The following is a 19,235-nucleotide window of genomic DNA, read 5'->3' on the forward strand; positions in this document are numbered from 1 at the left end:
ATAGGTGTTGCAGTGGTGTTGGACGATTGGCTTGTATGGCTACGCGATTTCAGATCTGACGCTACCGAATTCGTCCAAAACGTGGTCGCCGCGCCCGAGGACCCTAAAGATGCCGAGCTGCAGTCCATTAGGTTCGCCGTCTATGCGCGCCTTCTGACCCTGCTCGACACGGCAATTCGTCACGCTGAAGCAGACAAACAACTCGAGCTGCGAATTACAGCACGTGAAATCATCGAATGTGCCATTCACCTTGAAGCTGCCGCTCGTATTCCCGAATACGTTCAGACGATAAAGGACGATGACAGGGCCAGCAAGCGTTCTCTAGTCAAGGCAGTGAACGACGATCAGCCTCCCAGCGATCCGGCAACGCGTCGCCTCGTCCAAGAGTTCATGAACAATAAAACCGCGAAACGTGTACAGCCCACTGACCTTGGGAAAGGCAGCGATTTCAAACGGCTAATTCTGATCTATCGCGAGATTTCAGCTGATTCAGCACATGTCACGTTGACCTCGCTAGATCGGCACGTTCGTGCGGATGAGGACGGCGTCAATCGGATGATTATCGATCCTCCATTGGACGATGGTGAACTTTTTCAGTCAATGAGCGGCATCGCGTTGAGTGCGCTCTTATGCACCTGGCTTCTGGTCAAAGCCGTGCCCTCATCGGAAGGAAGCGCAGAACTGATCCAACTTGGTCAGCGCTACCAGTCCATTTATCGCCGCGACAAACACCTCGAACATCAGGGATCATAGCTTGAGCGCAAGCTTCTGCTCTATTTCGTGATTGCAACCGTGTATAGCCGCAAGTTAAGCGTTGATCGGTTGAGATTAAGCGACGTAAAGTATTCAAACTGTTTGTTTTCAGGGTGGGGGAGCGGGGCCATGGTCGGAGGCAAAACAAAGAAGCGGGCGAGCCGCGCACTACCTCCGCTTGAAAAGCGTTTTACGTTTCTTGGCGACGCCGTCGCAGCCGGTGATAAAAAAGTCCTTCGTTCTGCACAATTTGAAGTTTTGGACCAGACGACCGGTTTTGAGCGAAACCTGAAGCTTTGGCAGAAAACCGGTAAGCCGGTCGATGCGGATCTACGCCAACTCTGGCTGCATGAAATGCGGCAGGTTCAGCGTGTAATGTCGTACGCTGGCGCTCGCGAAGTGATCGTTGATATACTCGAGTTCGTGGAAGATGCTGAAAACTTCGGTGTCCTCCTTGAGCACGCCGGCCAACCGCTTTCTGCCAAGTTGCTCAGGGTTTCTCGTCAGCATTGGCTGAAAAATTTGGGAGCGCCCCGTCCTCGTACGCTTTTTTGGCGGAACATTAAGCGCCTTGTTACTGCATTGGGTATCGTTCATGCGCAAGGTTTGGTTCACGGAAGCATCTCGTCGGACAGCGTAATGACCGAAGGCTCCGAGGAACCTGATTTTCAACTTACGGGTTTCGAATGGAGCCTCTGGCTTTCCGCCGACAAATCCGAGAAGGCCCATGCCAAACTAGGTGCTCACGCCGATGCTATTCGGGCGGATCGCTACTCTTTCGCTGAAGATTGGCGTGCGTTGGGCAAGTTGGCTGCACATTGCCTCGACGCCGTCGTTCGAGCATCAGGTGATGTTCAGGCTTTAGGACGTTCGGAAACGCAGATTGTCCTTAGCACTTCCGAAAGGGTATTCCTGAAGCGCCTCGTAAGCCCAACGAGAATGGACAGCTTAGAGGCAATTTCGATAGCGCGATCCGTGGACGACATTATCGCGGATGTGGGTCGTTCCGTAGCGTCCCGGGCCGGCACCTTTATCATGATGTTTTCGCAGACTTCTGGGCTTGGTGAAGCAGTTTATGCAGTCAGCGATGGCGCAGTACCTGTCGATGAGTATCGGGACCAATTGGAATGGGTGAGGGCCGACCTAGATGGTGGCGCCACATTGATGGTGCAGCGCAACTTCGACCCTCTCCAAGACAAGATGCATCTCGTGACTTCAACCATGAATTATGCGCTTGTACCAATGAGACAAGATGGCTCTGCAGCCTGGGACGTAGCGGTGTGCTCACGTGCGGAGCCACGTCCAGAAGCTCTCCGGATCGGCGATCAAGATGAGCATGATCTAGTACAGCCGATTGAGGTGGTGACTTCCGTCCGTCATGCGGTGGATACCCGTGCCCGCCTTGGGCCGGATGCGCTCGATTGGAGCGCGTTTGCAGCGCCACGTGGCGGCGAGGGCGCTCCCAATCGTTCCGACCTGATCAGACGGTCGCTCCTGCTCGTGCAGGTGATCGAAGCGGTCGTAAAATCACTGGAGGTATATCCGGTAGAGGTGCTTGAAAGTGAGCAGGTCAGTGGCAGACGTTACGCAGTGGTACGTGCACAGCCTCAAAACGAGAGGGACCGGATCGCAAAGCGCATCGGTTTGACCGAGGCGTCGGCCGCGCTTAAACGACTGTTCGAAGACGACCATCGCGATGCGGATGCCCAATGGCGTTTCTCGCAGGCGGCAAGTCTTGGCGCCAGCCGCCGCAACGACGTGACTGCCACATTTGCGGATGTCCAAGAGCATCGAGGCCGCACGGCCTACCGTTTTGAGATCGATGAAGATCTCCCTTCCGACGGGGGGCAGCTGTTTCTCAGGCCGGAACGCGATGCCGGAACGGAGGGAGTTATAGCGCGACGCCTGCGCAACATCAAAGCACTGACAACGCGGGTAGATCTTACCGAAATGCTTGATGACCCTTGGCGAGTTCGCCGATCGAGTCGTGAGACCCTCGACGACGATGACAAAGCAGACGAACATTTCGAAGACCTAGATGTGCCCAAGCAGGAGGCCCTTCTCGGTCTGTGGTCGACGTTGCCATCCTACTTCGTTGTCGGTCCTCCCGGTGTTGGAAAGACGCGCTTGGCAACCGAAACCGTGAGGCGACGATTTTCGAACGACCGATCCACTCGCCTATTGCTGACGGCGCAAGGTCATGATGCGCTTGATCACTTGCAGGAGAAGATAAAAGACACCCTCAGGGAGAACAAGCTCGATGACGTCATTATCGTCAGGTCGACTGCATCTGAACGGCGGCCGACAAGTGACGAGGACGTTCATCAGGCTGGACTGGACTACCTGAAAATTCTTTCGGAGAGCCCGTTGACGCGGGATGCCCCAGGTCCACTTCGCGACCGCGTCCACAGCCTGACAGCGTCCGCCGGGCGGCTGACGAAATCCAAAGACGCTGTTGAGAAGGATGATCGCGTCGCTCTGAATGCGGTGTCAAGCCTAGTCCTGGATGCCGCGAATATCGTCATTTCGACAGCGAACTCTCCCGACATAGAGCGGCTGGTCGAGGCTCGCGAACAATTTGACTGGGTCATTGTTGAAGAGGCGGCCAAGGCAACTGGACCCGAACTGATTGGTCCACTCATGCTCTCAGGGCGGCGATTGTTGATCGGAGATCATCATCAGCTACCACCTTTCGAGGCAGACCGCCTCGTCAAGGTTCTTCGCGACCACAGCTTGGTCGCCGAAGCGCTAAAGCTAGCCGAGCAGTACGTTGGCCCCCTGATGCGAGATGGAGAGATCGCAGAGCTGGACCACATTGCACGCGACCCCGCATCGTTGCGAGAAGTCGCTGACATGGCGCTGCGACTATTCGAGCCGTTCCGGACGTTCGTAGGTGAAGACGAGCGTCGGCTACTCGGTAACACCAATCATCGGCCGATATCTTCTACCCTGACAGAACAGCGGCGCATGGATCCGGCGATCGCTCGTATCGTGTCGGCCGCATTTTATGAGCACAAGCTCAACACACAAGCTGCCCGTGCAAGAGCCGCCGAGGAAGTGCCGCCGCCGTTCGAAGTTCGGAGCCCATTACCAAAATCTCCTGTCGTCGTGGTGAACTTCAAACACATTAGTGCAACAGGATCTGGTGCGCGCGCCGAGAAGATGAGCCCGCGTTGGCACAATCCCAGTGAAGTATCAGCCACATACGACGTGCTTCGACACATCCGTGCGTCGAAAGCGAGCGAAAAGCCTCCAACCTTGGTCATCCTTTCGTTCTACAAAGCGCAGGTCGAAAAACTCAGCGAGCGAATAGATGCCGGGATCCGCAGTGGCGAACTTGCGCATCTGTCGGAATTCCAACCCGTGCTCGGAAGCAACAAATGGGTTAGTACAGTTGACGGCTTCCAAGGAAATGAAGCGGATCTGGTGGTCCTGTCTCTCGTCAGAAACAACTCGGGGACGGGCGCGGGTGCGTTGGGTTTCTTGCGGGACCGGAGACGCATGAACGTTGCTTTGAGCCGAGCAAAGTCAAAACTCGTTATTGTCGGGAGTCTTGCATTTCTGCGCGAAGCCGTGCGCGGAGTGAACCCTGACGCTGGCAAGCATGACCTCGCATTTCTGACCGTGGTCGCTGACACGATTGATGAGCTATCACGGGAGGTGCGTGGGAAGGATATTAAGTTGGCAAGCGTCATTGACCCAGCCATCTTGCGCGGGGGGGACCATTCATGCTGATTGCCATTCCCGCCTTTCGGCTTTCTTGCAATGTCGGCATTGATAAGGGCCGAGCTTGGAGCGTAATCGACGAGATGATCCTTTGGGCGACGGCCCAACAGAAACGGACGATCGCGCAGCTTTCGACAGACTCGGGTTTGCCTCGCCAAATTATTGTTGCCTCCATCGCAAGGCTTATGCGCTTTCGGCTCATTGAGCTCACTGTTCAGAGCAATGGGGCAGCCTTTCAAGCTAGTGAATATGGCAAAGAGGTGGTTGCAAGCGGTCGGCCGCTGCCGTTCTTTCCTAAACGTGAAGTCAAACGTGTCAGCTTTGTTATCGAACGAGCCACAGGAGGGTTCTTTCCGACTGGACAGGTCCGAGTGATCTCGGAGACCGCCCTAGCCAACGAAACAGACCCCGATCTCAGACTCGTTGTTGTTGAAGGCGGCGGTCCTTCGATGTCACACGAAGCAAATCTTGGCCGGCTGTCGCAGATTGCCGCCCGAGGATGGGAAGAGCAGGTTGCGCTAGTTGATGGACGAACTTCGTCGCTTCGCGCCGAGTTCATGATGATACGTGTGGTCGATGGGGTGCCTCGGAACGTCCCGGAGAGCGCCTCGACGGGACTGCGAGCAGTTATCGACAAAGCGGCTTCACTGCCGGAAGGAACGACCCAAGTTTCTGTCGGCTATGGCGGCTCGGCTCAAGAGGCTGAGCCCGAGCCGACGGCTCACAACTGTGAATTCGACCCGGCTGATATTGTTATCGGCGGATCGGCCCAACTTGAATTCTTGCGTAAGTTGCTCGCGAGTGCTGATAGCCGCGTGATTGTTCACTCGACCTTTCTCGACCATCGTCGCTTCAAGGACCTGTTTCCAGACATCCGAGCCGCCTGCCTTCGCGGTGTGACATTTGACATGCTTTGGGGCGCAGAGTCATTGGACGAAGAAGAAACACGCAATAGTGCCTCCGCTGTGGAAATCGCTAAGATGGTTCGCGACGACCGCGATGTCGCGCGGCGTTTTCGCGTGCACATGCGCAGCACTGGGTCACATGCCAAAATTCTTCTTGCGGACACGGCGGAAGGCGACTGGATTGCCGCCATCGGCTCATGCAACTGGCTCTCCACGCCGTTCAGGGCAGTCGAACTGACAGCTGTCCTTCGTGATCCAGCTGTCGTCGCTGATGTTGCCGTGGCCCTACAACGAATGGTTGGGCGGCGCGGCCTTTCGGATGACATTGCAACGGAGATGGCTATCGTTGCACGCGATTTGCGGCGGCATTCCTCGAAGGGCGGTCCAGCGAAGATATCTCTCGTGTTTGGTGATAATCATGACGTTATCATGAGGACGGCGAGTGGGTCGGCGAACAGCCGCGTCGTCGTGGGGAGCCACAGGTTGGGGTCAACGGCGAGACCAGGCGTCGTAATACAAGCGGAGACTGCAGTCGAAAGAGCGAATATCGGTACCACGCTCCTCTACACGATGCCGTCGGGTCCCCTGAAGAACCGCCACGCCCGCAAATTGGCAGAAGAAGCGGAGACCAATGGCGTTCGCTTAATTAAAGCTGGCGACATCCCATTGCATGGGAAGTTTGTTGCTTGGGATGACGATAATATCGTGATTACAAGCCTCAATTGGGCGTCCGCGTCGAGTGATCTGGATTTTCCGCAAGCTGATATCGGTGTCCACATCGCCTTAGACGGTATCGCTGAACACGCTATGAACATCTTGGAGCGCATTTTCCCGGAGGTGGGTGAGAACCGGGAGATCGGCATTTCGAACAGGTGAGAGACATGAAAAAGAGAGCGATAGCAGACGTCTGCCGGCAAACCTGCCATGGGTAGCGTTGACGATCTGCCCGGCCGCGGACCCAATCATGCGATTGAGGAAAAAGCTGAGAGCGCCTTTCAGGCTTTGCTCGCGCGAAGCGAACATTTCATCCTGCAGCGGGCCGACCGAAAGGATTATGGGACCGATTGCCAAATCGAGGTACTCGACCAGGGAAAGCCGACGAATGTCAGGCTTCACGTCCAGTTGAAGGGGACCGAGCGCCCGCTCAAAGCCGACGGTTCGCTGAGTATCTCGGTCCAGCGCACAAACCTCAATTATCTCCTGGCGCAGCCTTACAGCGTCTTTGTGGCGTATCATCTGCCCACGTTCTCGCTACGGATAGCAACTGTCGAAAGCGTTCTGCGCCATTATGAGCATGAGGGCTTAAATTGGACCGAGCAGGACACGCTGACAGTCACCTTCGCCAAGACTTTGACACTCGGTCAATTGAAAGCGCTCGCTGGGCTGGCGCGGTCGGGCGCACGCGTGGCGCGCGATCGGCGTCTTGACCAAATTAGGGCGGCGGCGAGCGACCTCCCGCGCATCGTCCAAAGCGCCGCACCACCCGTCCATGTCCCGGACGACCCGGCTCTCGCCTCGCAAATTCTTAACCAGCTTTACGAGCGCGGAGCGGACGTAGTGATAAGCGCCGCGTTCGACCAGTTCGCCGCGGTCCTCGACGCAGATGACGACGCTATGGGACCTTGCTATATGGCGGAAATCAATCTCGGCATGGCGGGACGCAGCCAGAATCCCAAACGGATCGAGGCGGGCATCACACAGTTCCGGAGAAAGTTGACCGACGGGCGATATCAGGCTGGCAGCCTCCATTACACAATCGGCAACGCTTTTTCGGCTCTCGGCGACGAGATTAAGGCCAAGCTCAGCTACCAGGCCGCCGCTGGCGACATGGATTTTATGGCCGACCCCGCCATGGCCGCGCAGTGCCTCAAGAATCTGGGTTCGAGCTTCGAACGTCTGGGCGATGAGGAGATCGCCGTCGAATGTTATCGTGGCGCGCTAGAGATGAATCCCGAATTGCCCGAGGCCCACCACGCGCTCGGGCACTTTCATCACCGCAATGGTCGGTTTGCAGAGGCGATCGATCACTATGACCAGGTGATTTTCACAGAGCAGCAACTAGGGTCGATCTCGGCAGTCGTTGGTTGGCGACTGAACGCTCTGTTCAGCTTGGGCGAGACCCGTGAGGCATTCCGCTCAATCAACCTTTTGCTGGCGAGTGCTGATCGCGAGCCCTGGATCTGGCCATGGTGCGCGCGCCAAGTAGCGGCCTTCGGCCGAACGTCGCTCGAAAATGCAAAGGGGGCGCTCGCTTTCTGGCGGCGTCACCTGAGCACCCATTCCGATGTCTCCCCTGCACGCGCCGAAATTCTCCTTACCACCTTCTATATTCGGCAAGAGGGGGAGGATATCGGTAAGGACTATGCCGCATTCCGCGCCGAATTCGACGACCATATTGCTTATCTCGCGCCGGAATACGCCGCTTTGCCGTGGGATAGGCTAGGACATTGGGCGCAGGACGAAAGCAATTGGGAGGAAGCTGAGCGCTGCTTCCGCATGGCTTATGAGATCGAAGGTGGCCATTATGGCTATTGCCTCGGCACTGCGCTGAACTTTCTCGGCCGGTTCGGGGACGCGCTGCCGCTGGTCCAAGCCCAGGCCGACGGAATCCAACCCGACGCAATGAGTTGGTTCCAAGTGGCAGTAGCGCAGGAGCATCTAAGCAACCCGCAGGCGGCCGTAGAGGCTTATTGTAAAGCGCTCATCCTCGATCCGGGTTATGCCCTCGCGATGTTCAACATGGCTGGAACGCTGTGGAACAGTGGTGACCACGATCGGGCGGTGATCATATTCCGAACCGCGGCCCAGCAGTTTCCCGACCATGACCTAACCGCGAAGCTTCGCCGCAACCTTCCGCAGCTTTTCTAGCGATCCGCCAAAGCCGTGTGTCGGGACGGGAGATCATCGGCACGTGCCATGCACCGGCGCATGCCTGAATGCGGACTGGCACGATGTCTATTTGATAAGGTCCGCAGGTAGCACCGCGCGGCTATCGGATGACTGGCTGGCATGATGCTCCGGTTCCTCAATCGTGCGATCTGAGCTTATATTCCAGAACTGATTGAAGCCATTGTCGATGTCACCATCTCCCCAATCGACCGCATTTATAAATGAATGAATCCAGAGCTTTAGAACAATCCAATTTCGAGCGTCGTGAGTTCGAATCCGTTCAAGAGCAAATGAAGACCGTTTTTCCAACGCCGTAATCGTTGCGCTGGCGAAAGCGGAGTGTCTCTGCTGAGACACTCCAAAGCGACGTCGGTAAGTGGCGGCGCCCTGCCGCTCGATCAACGCAGGCGCTGCGGTGTAGCTTCCGCCGGAATCAACGGAATGTAGCTTTCACCACCCAGTTGCTCGCGGTGTTCCGCTTTGGCCGCCAGGACGATTTCCGGGTTCATGAGCGTCTGTACAGCTGAGGCAGCAAGAACCTTGCCAGCCTGGAGCATGCCCTTATGGGCGTAGCCTGACTTGCCCTGCGAAACCATCTGCCAGGTGTGCGGCGGCGTGCCGTATGCCTCGGTTGCGACATAGACCTGTCCGGTCGGAACAAGCCAGCTGACATCGCCCACATCGGTAGAGCCATGCAGGAATGTCGGTTCTTCCTGAAATGCATTCAGGTCTTCCGACAGGATTTTTCCGCGTTTGGCAACCTTTGCCTGGACTTCTGGCGAGAAGGTCTTCTGGATGCTGGTGGCAAAGTCCTTTTCGCTGTTTGAAAAGCTGGCAGCACCAAATTTCTCGAACTCGCCGTGCATCATGCGCGCAAGTGAAACGTTTGGCACCAGATCGGCGGAGGCGGCGTCAAACGTGATCTCCAGTTCGGTGCCGGTCATCTGGGCCGCGCCGCGGGCGACGTCCTTCACTCGTTCGGTGATCTCGCGAACCTGATCCATGCGCGGCGCACGGACCTTGTAAAGCACCTGCGCCTGCGCTTGCACCACGTTGGGAGCCCGGCCACCGGTGTCGGTGATAGCATAATGGATACGTCCGTCCTGAATGATATGCTCACGCAGATAGTTGCAGCCGACATTGGTCAATTCAACCGCATCCAGCGCGGAGCGTCCGAGATGAGGCTCGAAGCCCGCATGGGCACTGGTGCCGCGGAATGTGAAGTAGAGCTGGTTGGTTGCCAGCATGCGGGCATTGTATGCGAGGTTCTCGTCCCATGGGTGCCAGGTGAATGCGACATCGACATCCGAGAAAAGCCCTTCGCGAGCCATATAGGCCTTGCCCCCGCCGCCTTCCTCAGCCGGGCAGCCATAATAGCGGATCGTCCCCTCGAGCCCGAGTTCTTCCTTGCAGGCCTTGAGCGCCAGAACGGCGGCGAGCGCGCCGGTTCCCAAAAGATTGTGGCCGCAGCCATGGCCGTTTCCACCCTTGACGATGGGGTCGTGGCTGGTCGCGCCGCCTTGTTGGCTAAGCCCTGTCAGGGCATCGAATTCGCCCAGGATGGCAACGACGGGATGTCCCTCACCGTAACTCGCCACAAAGGCGGTTTCGATATTGCCGGCCTGGCGTGTGACGGCGAAACCGGCCTTTTCGAGCTCGTCGGCCAAAAGAGCGGCCGATTGGGTCTCCTCATAACGGATCTCGGCAAATGACCAGATTCTATCGGCTACTGATTTCAGATTGTCCGAATGCGCGGCGACGGTGCGTTCGATGATATCGAGATAGGTCATTGTATTCCTTCAGGCAGCCTGTTCGACAGGCTTTTTGCCGTGGACGGCGGGAAAAGTGGTGGCGACGGCGCAGACAACGACCGCGCAAGCGACGATGATCGAGAACGCGATCTCATAGTTCTGATTGGTAGCCGACAGCACGGCACCGATCAGCATGGGCGAGGCAAACGAGCCGAGCTGCGCCAGCGAGTTGATCAAGCCAGTGGCGGTGCCCACAGTATTCTGCGGGAAATGCTTCATGATGCTGACGAAGACGCTGATCGAGATCGCATTCAGGAACACGTTCGAGACCGACAGATAGGCGAAGGCAAGCGGGATCGATTCCTCATTCGCCATCAGATAGATGAAGATGGCCGAGACAGCCGAGCCGATGCAAATGAGGTACTTTTCCTTCTGGTGGAAGAAACGGTCGAGCAGCCAGCCGCAGGTCAGAAAGGAGATGAAGCCGAGCGTCGGCGGGATCATCGAATAGGCACCCATTTCGACCATGCTCATGCCCTTCACCTTGACCCAGTAGGACGGCAGCCAGGACTGCAGGCCCCAGAAGACGATATTGGTGAAGAAGTAGACGAGCGTGATCTTCCAGGTCAGCGTGTTTTTCAGGAGCGCGCCGATCCGCTTCTTTTCGGAGACCTTCTCAACCTTTTCCTGCGTAACCAGCGCACCCGCCGCCGGCTTCATGATGATGTAAAGAGCTGCCGAAAGAACCAGGCCGATGGCGCCGAGAACAAAAAACATCACCTGCCAGCTATGTGCGGCGATCAACGCGGTGATAACCAGCGAGCCGACCGCAAAGCCGACCGAAGCGCCAGACTGCAACACGGATTTTGCGCGTGCCATCTGCGATTTTTCGAAATGTTCGGTGATCGCGACTGAGCCGCCGGCGGGGAAGACTGCTTCGCCTGCGCCCGTGACCGCACGGGCGGCAGCGACAGCACTGGTGACCGCGCCAGAAACGGCAGTTCCGAGCGACCATACTGCAACGGCCGAGCTTAGCACCCGGCGGGCGCCGAAGCGGTCAACCAGATAGCCGCCGATCAACTGTGTCATGGAATAGGCAAGGAAAAAGGCGCTAATGATCATGCCCTGATGATCAGGGCTCAATCCAAACTCCTCGCTGATCGGGATGATCGCAATGTTGATTGCGGTCTTGTCGATGAAACCGACAACCCAGCATATGAAAAGCATCCCTATTATGGGGTCAGAACAAGGTGCGCCGGTAGAAACCGGCAAGGAGTAGATGGTGAAAGTCCATTGCAATGAAGGAGTAGCGATCCGCATTGACCCCGAGTCATGCGCGGGCAGCCGTGAGGCTGTGCGTGAAGCGTTGACAGGGGAGCATGTAGGCCAGCCATTGAACCGCGAAATTGACGCTTCTCGGGTGCCGACGTTCGTCTTGTGTGCGGAAGGCAATATGAATCGGTGCGACAGCGCGAGTGTCGATTCAACCCGGCGTGGTCTGAGACCCTGGCATGCATGGACGCTCCTTGCGCGGGAACCGGGAGACCTCGGGATTGGCCAGAGTGGGATGCCACTGCTGGTCCGCATCGGGAAGGCGAGGAGCCGAATCCGGTGAAGAACGATCTCGAGGAGTCAGATCCTGCCATAGTAGCAACGAACCTTGCGAGCAACGCCGGAGTATCGGTGGCGGAGCAAGGGGAGCCAAGGGCAGGAACCAAGGGGAATGCGGACCAGCAAAGCACGCGCCGGGCACAGGACCGGGAAAGTGTGTCCCATGCGCTGGACCGCATACGGAATGCTGCAAGGCAAAGGAAGAAGGAGAAGTTCACCGCTCTCTTCCATCACATCAATCCAGAGATGCTGAGGACGGCGTTCTACGCACTCAAGCGTAACGCAGCCCCCGGCGTGGACGGACAAACGTGGCGAACCTACGAAGCAGACCTCAATCAAAGGATTGTGGACCTGCATAGTCGGGTTGAACGGGGAGTGTATCGTGCCCATCCGTCCCGGCGGACGTATATACCGAAGCCAGACGGACGGCAGCGACCGATCGCAATTGCCGCCCTTGAAGACAAGATTGTCCAGAGGGCGACGGCGACGGTGCTGAACCAAATCTACGAGGAAGACTTCCTCGGGTTCAGCTATGGGTTCCGACCAGAGCGCGGCCAGCATGATGCGCTGGACGCTCTGTTTGTCGGAATCGAAACGCGGAAGGTGAGCTACATTCTGGACGCCGACGTTGCGGGCTTTTTCGACGGCGTCAGCCAGGATTGGCTGGTCCGTTTCGTGGAGCACCGCGTCGGTGACAGGCGCATCATCCACCTGATCCGCAAATGGCTCAGGGCGGGTGTTCTGGAAGACGGGATCGTTACTGTAAGCGAAAGGGGAACGGGACAAGGATCGGTGATTTCGCCGCTACTTTCCAATATCTACCTGCACTACGTCTTTGATCTTTGGGCCGATCGTTGGCGACGACGTGAGGCCACCGGCGACGTGATTATCGTGCGCTACGCGGATGATATTGTGGTTGGCTTCGAACACGAAGCCGATGCCCGGCGTTTCTGGGACATGATGCGGCAACGGCTACAGGAGTTTGCGTTGCAACTCCATCCGGAAAAGACCCGACTGATCGAGTTTGGCCGCTATGGGGCTCAGGCTCGCCGCAGGAAAGGGCTTGGCAAACCGGAGACGTTCAACTTCCTCGGTTTTACGCACATTTGCGGCAAGACCCGGCATGGCCGGTTCCAGATCCTCCGGAAAAGCCGGAGGGACCGAAGAATGGCGAAGCTGACGGAGGTTAAGAACGAGTTGCGACGGCGCATGCATTGGCCCATCCCAGAGCAGGGACGATGGCTGAAGCAGGTGCTTGCTGGCTACTATGCCTATCACGCTGTACCGACCAATTTTCGGTCGCTCGGCGCCTTTCGCGACCGCATCATCAGGCTCTGGGCTCAGACGCTTCGGCGGCGGAGCCAGAGACATCGATTGATCTGGGAGAGAATGATACGGCTTGCCAATGACTGGCTCCCGCACCCCCGGATCCTTCATCCTTGGCCGCGCATACGCTTCGCCGTCAAACACCTAAGGTAGGAGCCGGATGCGGGAATTCCGCTCGTCCGGATCTGTGCGGGGAGTGCACAGTAATGGGCATCCCTACCGCGATATTAGTACTAAATTGTACGTTTAGCCGAGAAAGTGATGGTTTAGATCGATTTTCGTTCTAAAAATGGGTTCTAGATAGCTTTTCACCCTAAAACTTCCTATTTTGCACAGACGGCAAACTGCTGAAAATATGGACAAATTCGCTTGGCGTACGATTTCGCACTAATCTTGTTCTGACCCCAATAAGGCCCGTCCATGCTTACTCTACGCCAGATCGAAGTCATCCGGGCCATCATGGTCACTGGCAGCATCGCCGGCGCTGCGCGACTGCTTAACGTCTCTGCGCCCGGTATAAGCCGGCTGATGAAATATTCCGAAGACTCACTCGGCGTACGGCTCTTCGACCGCTGCGCCGGGCGTTACGTTCCGACCCCGCAGGCAAGGAACATCTTCGACCTGCTTGATACGGTGCATCGCAAGATCGATGATCTACAGTCCGCCGTTGCCGATCTGGCGCGCGGCAAGAGCCAGGACCTGTGCATCGCCTCGGTGCCGAGTATCGCCAATGTGATGGTCCCCCGCTCCATCGCACGGTTGCGGCAGCGCTATCCGGATCTGGGGTTCGACGTCAACATCCTGAAGATCGAAGAAGCGATCGACTACCTCTTACTCGGGCGCGGCGAACTGGTAGCTATTTCCTCGCGCTTCGAGCATCCGCTGATCGAGTTCGAGTTGTTGGCCAGCGGCAAACTGCTCTGCATCGTTCCGGAGACCAGCCCGCTCGCGGCGCGGGACAAGATCACACCGGAGGAAATGTCCCGCCATCCGCTGATCGGGATCGACCCGAAGGACCCTTACGGAGCCATCATGGCCGGGATGTTTACCGACAACGGGCTCGACTATCGGATGAACGTGAAGGCGCGCTTTGGCACGACGGTCTGCAGCCTCGTAGCAGCGGGCCTCGGCATCGCCATCATCGATGAATTCACCGTCGCACACGGTGTGATCCGAGGGCTGAAAAGCCTGGAAATCGACGCCGATAGCATCTTCCATACCTATATCGCCTATCGCAAGGACCTGCCGCTATCAGTCTATGCCGAACACTTCCGTGATGCCCTCCGCCAGGAAATGTCGAGCGCCAGCTCGCTCAAGACTCAGCCGAAAAAGCCGGGACGGAACGAAAGACGCCATTAACATCATGTTACGGATCATACAAAAGTTGGTACGCGATATGATCGCCGCAGTCCGCTAAGTTGTTCTCAGAGACTGCCCCGAGGTTTGGTGGAGGAATATGCGTCGTCAGCCCAATTTCGATATCGCAAGACTGCGACCGGATCATGCGGTGAGCGGAGATGTCGCCGCTTCGCCATTGCGCAAAGTCGGGTGGCACATATGACGGGATACTTTCCAACAGGGGCCACGCGACTCTTCCCGGTGGTCGGAGATCCGATCGCGCAAGTGAAGTCACCGAGGATCCTCACCGGGATTCTGGTGAAGCGTGGCGAGGATGCGGTCGTCGTGCCCATGCAGGTCACCCCCACGGACCTGACAGGTCTCCTTGACTCATTGAAGGATGTCCACAACGTGGACGGCATATTGGTCACCGTGCCGCACAAGCGAGACGCCTACGCCCTTTGCTCGACCCGCACGGACCGCGCCGACTTCGTGGAGGCCGTGAATGTCTTATCCCGCACCGACGACGGCTGGCACGGAGACAATACGGACGGGATCGGCTATCTCGATGGCATCGAGCGGAAAGGGTTTTCCATCCAAGGCCGCCGGGCGCTGCTTGTCGGCTGCGGCGGCGCCGGCTCGGCAATCGCCCTGGAGATCCTGAAGCGTGGGGCAGCGGAACTTGCGATCCACGATATCGACACAGCCCGGCGCGACGGCATGATTGCGAAGTTGCGGAACATATTTCCAGGCCGGGTCGTCGCGGGTGATACCGATCCGGCCTGCTTCGACCTCGTCGCCAATGCGACGCCTCTGGGGATGAAACCGGGCGATCCTTTGCCGATCGACGTGTCCAGGCTTCGGCCGTCGCAGTTCGTCGCATGCGTAATTACCAAACCGGAAGTCCCGCCCCTGATCGCAGAGGCTCGGCAAAGGGGCTGTCGGACGATGATCGGCACGGACATGTTCGCCGCCCAGGCCGAGACTCTAGTGAATTTTCTTCTCGGACGCTGGCGTGAGGGAGGAATAGTTGAATAGGATTGAAACCTTCGTCTCCTGATACGTTCAGGCTTGGGTGGCGCGTTTGGGAGACCGCGCCGCGACGGCTCAAGCTGCCACAATGGGAGGAATCTAATGTACCGCAAACGCTTGCTTGCTCTGTCGACCGTTCTGCTGACGGTGATCGGCACCGCCAACGCGCAGGAGATCGTGAAACTTGGCATGGTCGCCGAGCTTTCCGGCGCCGGCGCTCCATCAGGAACGAACTGGCGCGACGGCATCAAGGTCGCCGTCGAGGAAATCAATGCCGATGGCGGCATCCTCGGCAAGAAGATCGAGCTTGGCGAATACGACACGCAGACCGATCCCCAGGTATCGCGCGCTCTTGTTCAAAAGGCGATCGACGAAGGGGCATATGCCATCCTCGGGACGATCTACTCGGGTTCGACCATGGTCAACATGCTGGTCGCTCAGCAGAACAGCACACCCCAGTTCGTTGGATCGGAATCGCCAACCATCGTCCAGAAGGGCAACCCCTTCGTCTTTCGTACCTCCTCCGGCGCGCAAAAAGGCATCCCCGCGCTGACCGCCTATTTCACGGACACGCTCAAGGCCAAGAAGGTTGCGGTAGCCTGGATCAACAACGAGTTCGGCAAGGGCGGCCACACCGTATTCCTGGAAGAGATGCAGAAAGCCGGCATCGCGGTGATCGCCGACGTCCCGTCCGAGCAGGCTCAGACCGACTACGCGGCCGATGTCGCGAAGCTGAAGCAGGCCAACCCGGATGCAGTCTTCGTCTACATGAACCAGGAAGAGTCAGCCCGCTTCCTGATCGAGGCGAAGAAACAGTCGCTCGCAATGCCGCTGGTCGGCGAAGTCACCCTGACCGAGGCGAAAGTCATCGAACTCGCGGGCGGCGCGGCCGAGGGCGCCATCGCCCATGTCGGCGTAACTGCCACCGCCACCGAAATACCGGGTATCGCCGCCTTCACCAAGACATTTGAAGAGACTTTCAAGCGCAAGCCTACTCATGACGCGATCAAGGGTTACGTCGGCGCCTGGACGACGAAATACGTTACCGAAATGGTGGGCGAATTTGACGGCGAAGCCTTCGCCGAGAAGATGCACGGCCTGTGCCTGAAGGCCGCGGATCATCCCAAGGTCCTGCTCGACACCTGCTGGGACGAGAATGGCGAAATGTCTCGTCCGAGCTTCATGGTTCAGGTCAAGGATGGTGCGCCGGTCGTGATCGGCACCCTTTCCGCCAATTGATCAATCTAAGTCTGACCGCGGCGGCATTTGCTGCCGCGGACGCAGGCTAAAGAGGCGCGCTATGTCCCAGTTTTTACAAGTTTTGCTATCCGGCCTGGCGACCGGCTCCATCTATGCCCTTGTGGCAATCGGTTTCACTCTGGTTTGGCAGGCAGCCCAAACGGTGAATTTTGCCCAAGGCGAATTCGTCATGCTGCCAGCATTCTTTGTTCTGGCCGGTATGACCATCTTCGGCCTGCCGCCTTGGGCAGCCCTGATATTGGGATTGGCGGTCGCTATTCTCGTTCTAGGCCTGCTGTTCAAGAAGCTGATCATCGAGCCGATCCTGCCGCATGGCGGGATAACACTTATCATTGCCACGATGGCCTTGGGCATATTGCTCAAGGAGAGCGCCAAGGAATTCTATTCAGCCGAGGCCCAGCCGTTTCCATCCCTCTTCCCCAACAGCCCGATTGATATTTTCGGTGCTGTGCTGTCGATGCAGGATCTTATGAATCTCGTGATCTCGCTGAGCGTCGTCGTGCTTTTAACCCTGTTTCTCAACAGGACCCGCACAGGCCGCTGCATGCAGGCGACCGCCCAGAACCCGGCCGTGGCGGAAATCCTGGGCGTTAACGTCAAGCGCATGATCCTCTACACCTTCCTGATCAATGCGGCTCTGGCGACCCTCGCTTCATTCCTCATCACGCCGGTCTATCTCGCCAAATTCTCGAACGGCGAAACGCTCGGCCTTATCGCCTTCATCGCCGCGATCGTCGGTGGCTTCAATCAGATCCGCGGCGCACTGGCCGGCGGCCTGCTGATTGGTGTGCTCGACAACCTCACCGCAGCCTATGTCACCGCAGAATACCGCGCGGCGCTGCCTCTCGTGCTGCTGATCGCCATCATCCTCGTCAGGCCGCAGGGCATTCTGGGAACGTCCGAGGGGAGAACAGTCTAATGAGCCTCCGTATGCGGAACATTTCAATCTTGGCCTTGCTCGCCGTCGCCATCGTGGCGCCCTTCGGCCAAGGCAACTACATCATCTACGTGCTGACATCGTGGCTCATTTTCGCCATTGCGGCCATGGGGTTGAACCTGACGCTGGGCTACGCCGGCCAGATTTCCCTCGCCCAAGCCTCCTTCATGGCCATCGGCGCCTACATCACTGCACTATTGACGCTGGTCGGCTGGCACTGGGTTCTGGCCATGCCGCTCGCGCTCGTGGCCTGCTTCGCAATAGGCCTGTTGCTTGGCTATCCGGCCTTGCGCGTGAAAGGCCATTTCCTCGCTTTTGTGACGCTGGCCTTCAACACGCTCGTTTTCCTCGTCTTGCGCAACGAGGACTGGCTGACTGGTGGCAGCCTTGGCCTCGTCGGTATGCCGCGCCCGGACTTTGGTCTGTTTTCGACCATGAAACAGCTGCATTTCTACTATTTCACCCTGGTGATCACGGTGCTTGCGGCGCTCGGCATGTGGGGCATTGTCCGTTCGCCCTGGGGCCGCGCGTTCAAAGCCCTGCGCGAAAATCCCGTGCGTGCCGAAAGCCTCGGTGTCGATACCCGCCGCATCACGCTGCTCGCCTTCGCCATCGGTTCGACCTATGGCGGCCTTGCCGGTGCCCTCGTCACCCCGCTCGTCCAGTTCATCGAACCTGGTTCGTTCGGCCTCGCCCATTCGCTGCGCATCCTGCTGATGGTCGTGGTGGGAGGATCGGGCTACTTCTTCGGTCCTTTCGTTGGCGCCGGCGTCGTCATCCTCCTGCCGGAGATGCTGCGTTTCACCGAAGGCTATTACCTCATCATCTATTCCGCACTCGTGATCGTCATGCTGGTCTTCGTGCCGGCTGGCCTGATTGGAGTCTGGACGCGGATACGCGAGAAATTCTGGCCACGCCAACAGGTCCGGGCCGACATGCGTGAAGGAGCGCGCCTGAAATGAGTGCCCCCGTCCTTTCCGTCCGCAATATCGAGAAAAGTTTTGGCGGTATCCGCGCCGTCCGGGGTGTCTCCTTTGATGTCCACAAGGGCGAGATCCTCGGCCTCATCGGGCCGAACGGTTCCGGCAAGTCGACGCTTTTCAACTGCATCCTTGGACAACTTCAACCAAATGTCGGCGAGGTCTCCGTCAACGGCAGGAACGTCTCCGGCATGCGTGCGTCCGATCTCAATCGGCTGGGTGTCGGCCGCACCTTCCAGCAACTCTCGGTCTTCCCCAAGATGACGGTGCTCGACAACATCATCCTTGCCGGCCAGGAACACCATGGCAGCATGCTGTCGCGTCTGTTCGGACCGGGCGACGCCGGCCTGACCGAAGAAGCCGAACGCCTGATCTCCTTTTTCCGCCTGACGCATCTGCGCGACACGCTGGCCGGCTCGCTCTCCTACGGCCAGCAGAAGCTGGTGGACGCGGCCATGGCCTTTATGGCGGGTCCGAGCCTCGTCCTGCTCGACGAGCCGGCCGGCGGCGTCAATCTGACCATGCTCGCCAACCTCAAGGACCGGCTGACCGCCTACAACGCCGAACACGGCACGACCTTCGTGGTCATCGAGCACAACATGGAGTTCGTCATGAGCCTGTGCAGCCGCATCATCGTACTCGCGGAAGGCGGCATCATCGCCGAAGGCACGCCGCACGAGATCCGGGCAAACCAAACCGTCATCGATGCTTATCTGGGAGGCTGAAG

13 protein-coding genes are annotated in these 19,235 nt (G+C 58.0%); 11 read left to right on the forward strand and 2 right to left on the reverse strand.

Annotated features, from left to right (window positions below):
* Positions 1 to 15: 15 nt before the first annotated feature.
* The 4 genes from V6S97_RS21710 to V6S97_RS21725 all read left to right on the forward strand — a co-directional run bounded on the left by V6S97_RS21710 (position 16) and on the right by V6S97_RS21725 (position 8,252).
* Entirely contained in the window at positions 16 to 753 is a 738-nt protein-coding gene (locus V6S97_RS21710) for a hypothetical protein (RefSeq protein ID WP_209948011.1), read from the forward strand.
* Positions 754 to 882: 129 nt separating this feature from the next.
* Positions 883 to 4,488 carry a DEAD/DEAH box helicase gene (locus V6S97_RS21715; RefSeq protein ID WP_334427719.1) on the forward strand — a complete coding sequence of 1,202 codons (3,606 nt, stop codon included), beginning with the start codon at positions 883 to 885 and terminating at the stop codon, positions 4,486 to 4,488.
* Positions 4,482 to 6,260: a phosphatidylserine synthase gene (locus V6S97_RS21720; RefSeq protein WP_209948007.1), complete on the forward strand. Its 1,779-nt coding sequence runs from the start codon at positions 4,482 to 4,484 to the stop codon at positions 6,258 to 6,260. The genes V6S97_RS21715 and V6S97_RS21720 overlap by 7 nt, the downstream gene beginning before the upstream one ends.
* Positions 6,261 to 6,308: 48 nt before the next feature.
* Positions 6,309 to 8,252 carry a DUF4365 domain-containing protein gene (locus tag V6S97_RS21725; protein WP_334427720.1) on the forward strand — a complete coding sequence of 648 codons (1,944 nt, stop codon included), beginning with the start codon at positions 6,309 to 6,311 and terminating at the stop codon, positions 8,250 to 8,252.
* Between the two features lie 419 nt (positions 8,253 to 8,671).
* Here the strand turns inward: V6S97_RS21725 and V6S97_RS21730 are convergent, their stop codons facing one another.
* The gene (locus V6S97_RS21730; RefSeq protein WP_112961975.1) at positions 8,672 to 10,063 is read right to left on the reverse strand and encodes an amidohydrolase; all 1,392 of its coding nucleotides are present in this window, start codon (positions 10,061 to 10,063) and stop codon (positions 8,672 to 8,674) included.
* A gap of 9 nt (positions 10,064 to 10,072) precedes the next feature.
* Complete coding sequence (locus V6S97_RS21735) at positions 10,073 to 11,251, reverse strand: MFS transporter (RefSeq protein WP_334427722.1); 1,179 nt, start codon at positions 11,249 to 11,251, stop codon at positions 10,073 to 10,075.
* A gap of 384 nt (positions 11,252 to 11,635) precedes the next feature.
* Here V6S97_RS21735 and ltrA point away from each other — a divergent pair, with 384 nt between their 5' ends.
* From ltrA to V6S97_RS21770, 7 genes are all read left to right on the forward strand, one after another.
* Positions 11,636 to 13,114, forward strand: coding sequence for a group II intron reverse transcriptase/maturase (ltrA, locus tag V6S97_RS21740; RefSeq protein WP_334427723.1), 1,479 nt, complete (start codon positions 11,636 to 11,638; stop codon positions 13,112 to 13,114).
* A 267-nt stretch (positions 13,115 to 13,381) separates the two neighbouring features.
* Complete coding sequence (locus V6S97_RS21745) at positions 13,382 to 14,320, forward strand: LysR family transcriptional regulator (protein WP_334427724.1); 939 nt, start codon at positions 13,382 to 13,384, stop codon at positions 14,318 to 14,320.
* A gap of 198 nt (positions 14,321 to 14,518) precedes the next feature.
* The gene (locus V6S97_RS21750) at positions 14,519 to 15,337 is read left to right on the forward strand and encodes a shikimate dehydrogenase family protein (protein ID WP_334427725.1); all 819 of its coding nucleotides are present in this window, start codon (positions 14,519 to 14,521) and stop codon (positions 15,335 to 15,337) included.
* A 96-nt stretch (positions 15,338 to 15,433) separates the two neighbouring features.
* Positions 15,434 to 16,570 (forward strand): ABC transporter substrate-binding protein, encoded by a 1,137-nt coding sequence (locus tag V6S97_RS21755; protein ID WP_334427726.1) that lies wholly within the window; start codon positions 15,434 to 15,436, stop codon positions 16,568 to 16,570.
* Between the two features lie 61 nt (positions 16,571 to 16,631).
* Complete coding sequence (locus tag V6S97_RS21760) at positions 16,632 to 17,510, forward strand: branched-chain amino acid ABC transporter permease (protein WP_334427727.1); 879 nt, start codon at positions 16,632 to 16,634, stop codon at positions 17,508 to 17,510.
* A gap of 11 nt (positions 17,511 to 17,521) precedes the next feature.
* Positions 17,522 to 18,490 (forward strand): branched-chain amino acid ABC transporter permease, encoded by a 969-nt coding sequence (locus tag V6S97_RS21765; RefSeq protein WP_334427728.1) that lies wholly within the window; start codon positions 17,522 to 17,524, stop codon positions 18,488 to 18,490.
* A complete protein-coding gene (locus tag V6S97_RS21770) occupies positions 18,487 to 19,233 on the forward strand; it encodes an ABC transporter ATP-binding protein (protein WP_334427729.1) in 747 nt (248 codons plus the stop codon). Before V6S97_RS21765 ends, V6S97_RS21770 begins: the two co-directional genes overlap by 4 nt.
* The last annotated feature ends 2 nt before the right edge of the window (positions 19,234 to 19,235 follow it).

The sequence above is a fragment of the Agrobacterium sp. CCNWLW155 genome, from assembly GCF_036888815.1.
Classification (GTDB): Bacteria; Pseudomonadota; Alphaproteobacteria; order Rhizobiales; family Rhizobiaceae; genus Agrobacterium; species Agrobacterium radiobacter.

Bases quoted from the DNA above. Each gene is read 5' to 3' on its own strand.
- V6S97_RS21735 (WP_334427722.1), bottom strand. From the start codon at position 11,251: ATGCTTTTCATATGCTGGGTTGTCGGTTTCATCGACAAGACCGCAATC.
- V6S97_RS21765 (WP_334427728.1), top strand. From the start codon at position 17,522: ATGCGGAACATTTCAATCTTGGCCTTGCTCGCCGTCGCCATCGTGGCG.
- V6S97_RS21760 (WP_334427727.1), top strand. From the start codon at position 16,632: ATGTCCCAGTTTTTACAAGTTTTGCTATCCGGCCTGGCGACCGGCTCC.
- V6S97_RS21755 (WP_334427726.1), top strand. From the start codon at position 15,434: ATGTACCGCAAACGCTTGCTTGCTCTGTCGACCGTTCTGCTGACGGTG.
- V6S97_RS21745 (WP_334427724.1), top strand. From the start codon at position 13,382: ATGCTTACTCTACGCCAGATCGAAGTCATCCGGGCCATCATGGTCACT.
- V6S97_RS21750 (WP_334427725.1), top strand. From the start codon at position 14,519: ATGACGGGATACTTTCCAACAGGGGCCACGCGACTCTTCCCGGTGGTC.
- V6S97_RS21725 (WP_334427720.1), top strand. From the start codon at position 6,309: ATGGGTAGCGTTGACGATCTGCCCGGCCGCGGACCCAATCATGCGATT.
- V6S97_RS21720 (WP_209948007.1), top strand. From the start codon at position 4,482: ATGCTGATTGCCATTCCCGCCTTTCGGCTTTCTTGCAATGTCGGCATT.
- V6S97_RS21715 (WP_334427719.1), top strand. From the start codon at position 883: ATGGTCGGAGGCAAAACAAAGAAGCGGGCGAGCCGCGCACTACCTCCG.
- V6S97_RS21730 (WP_112961975.1), bottom strand. From the start codon at position 10,063: ATGACCTATCTCGATATCATCGAACGCACCGTCGCCGCGCATTCGGAC.
- V6S97_RS21770 (WP_334427729.1), top strand. From the start codon at position 18,487: ATGAGTGCCCCCGTCCTTTCCGTCCGCAATATCGAGAAAAGTTTTGGC.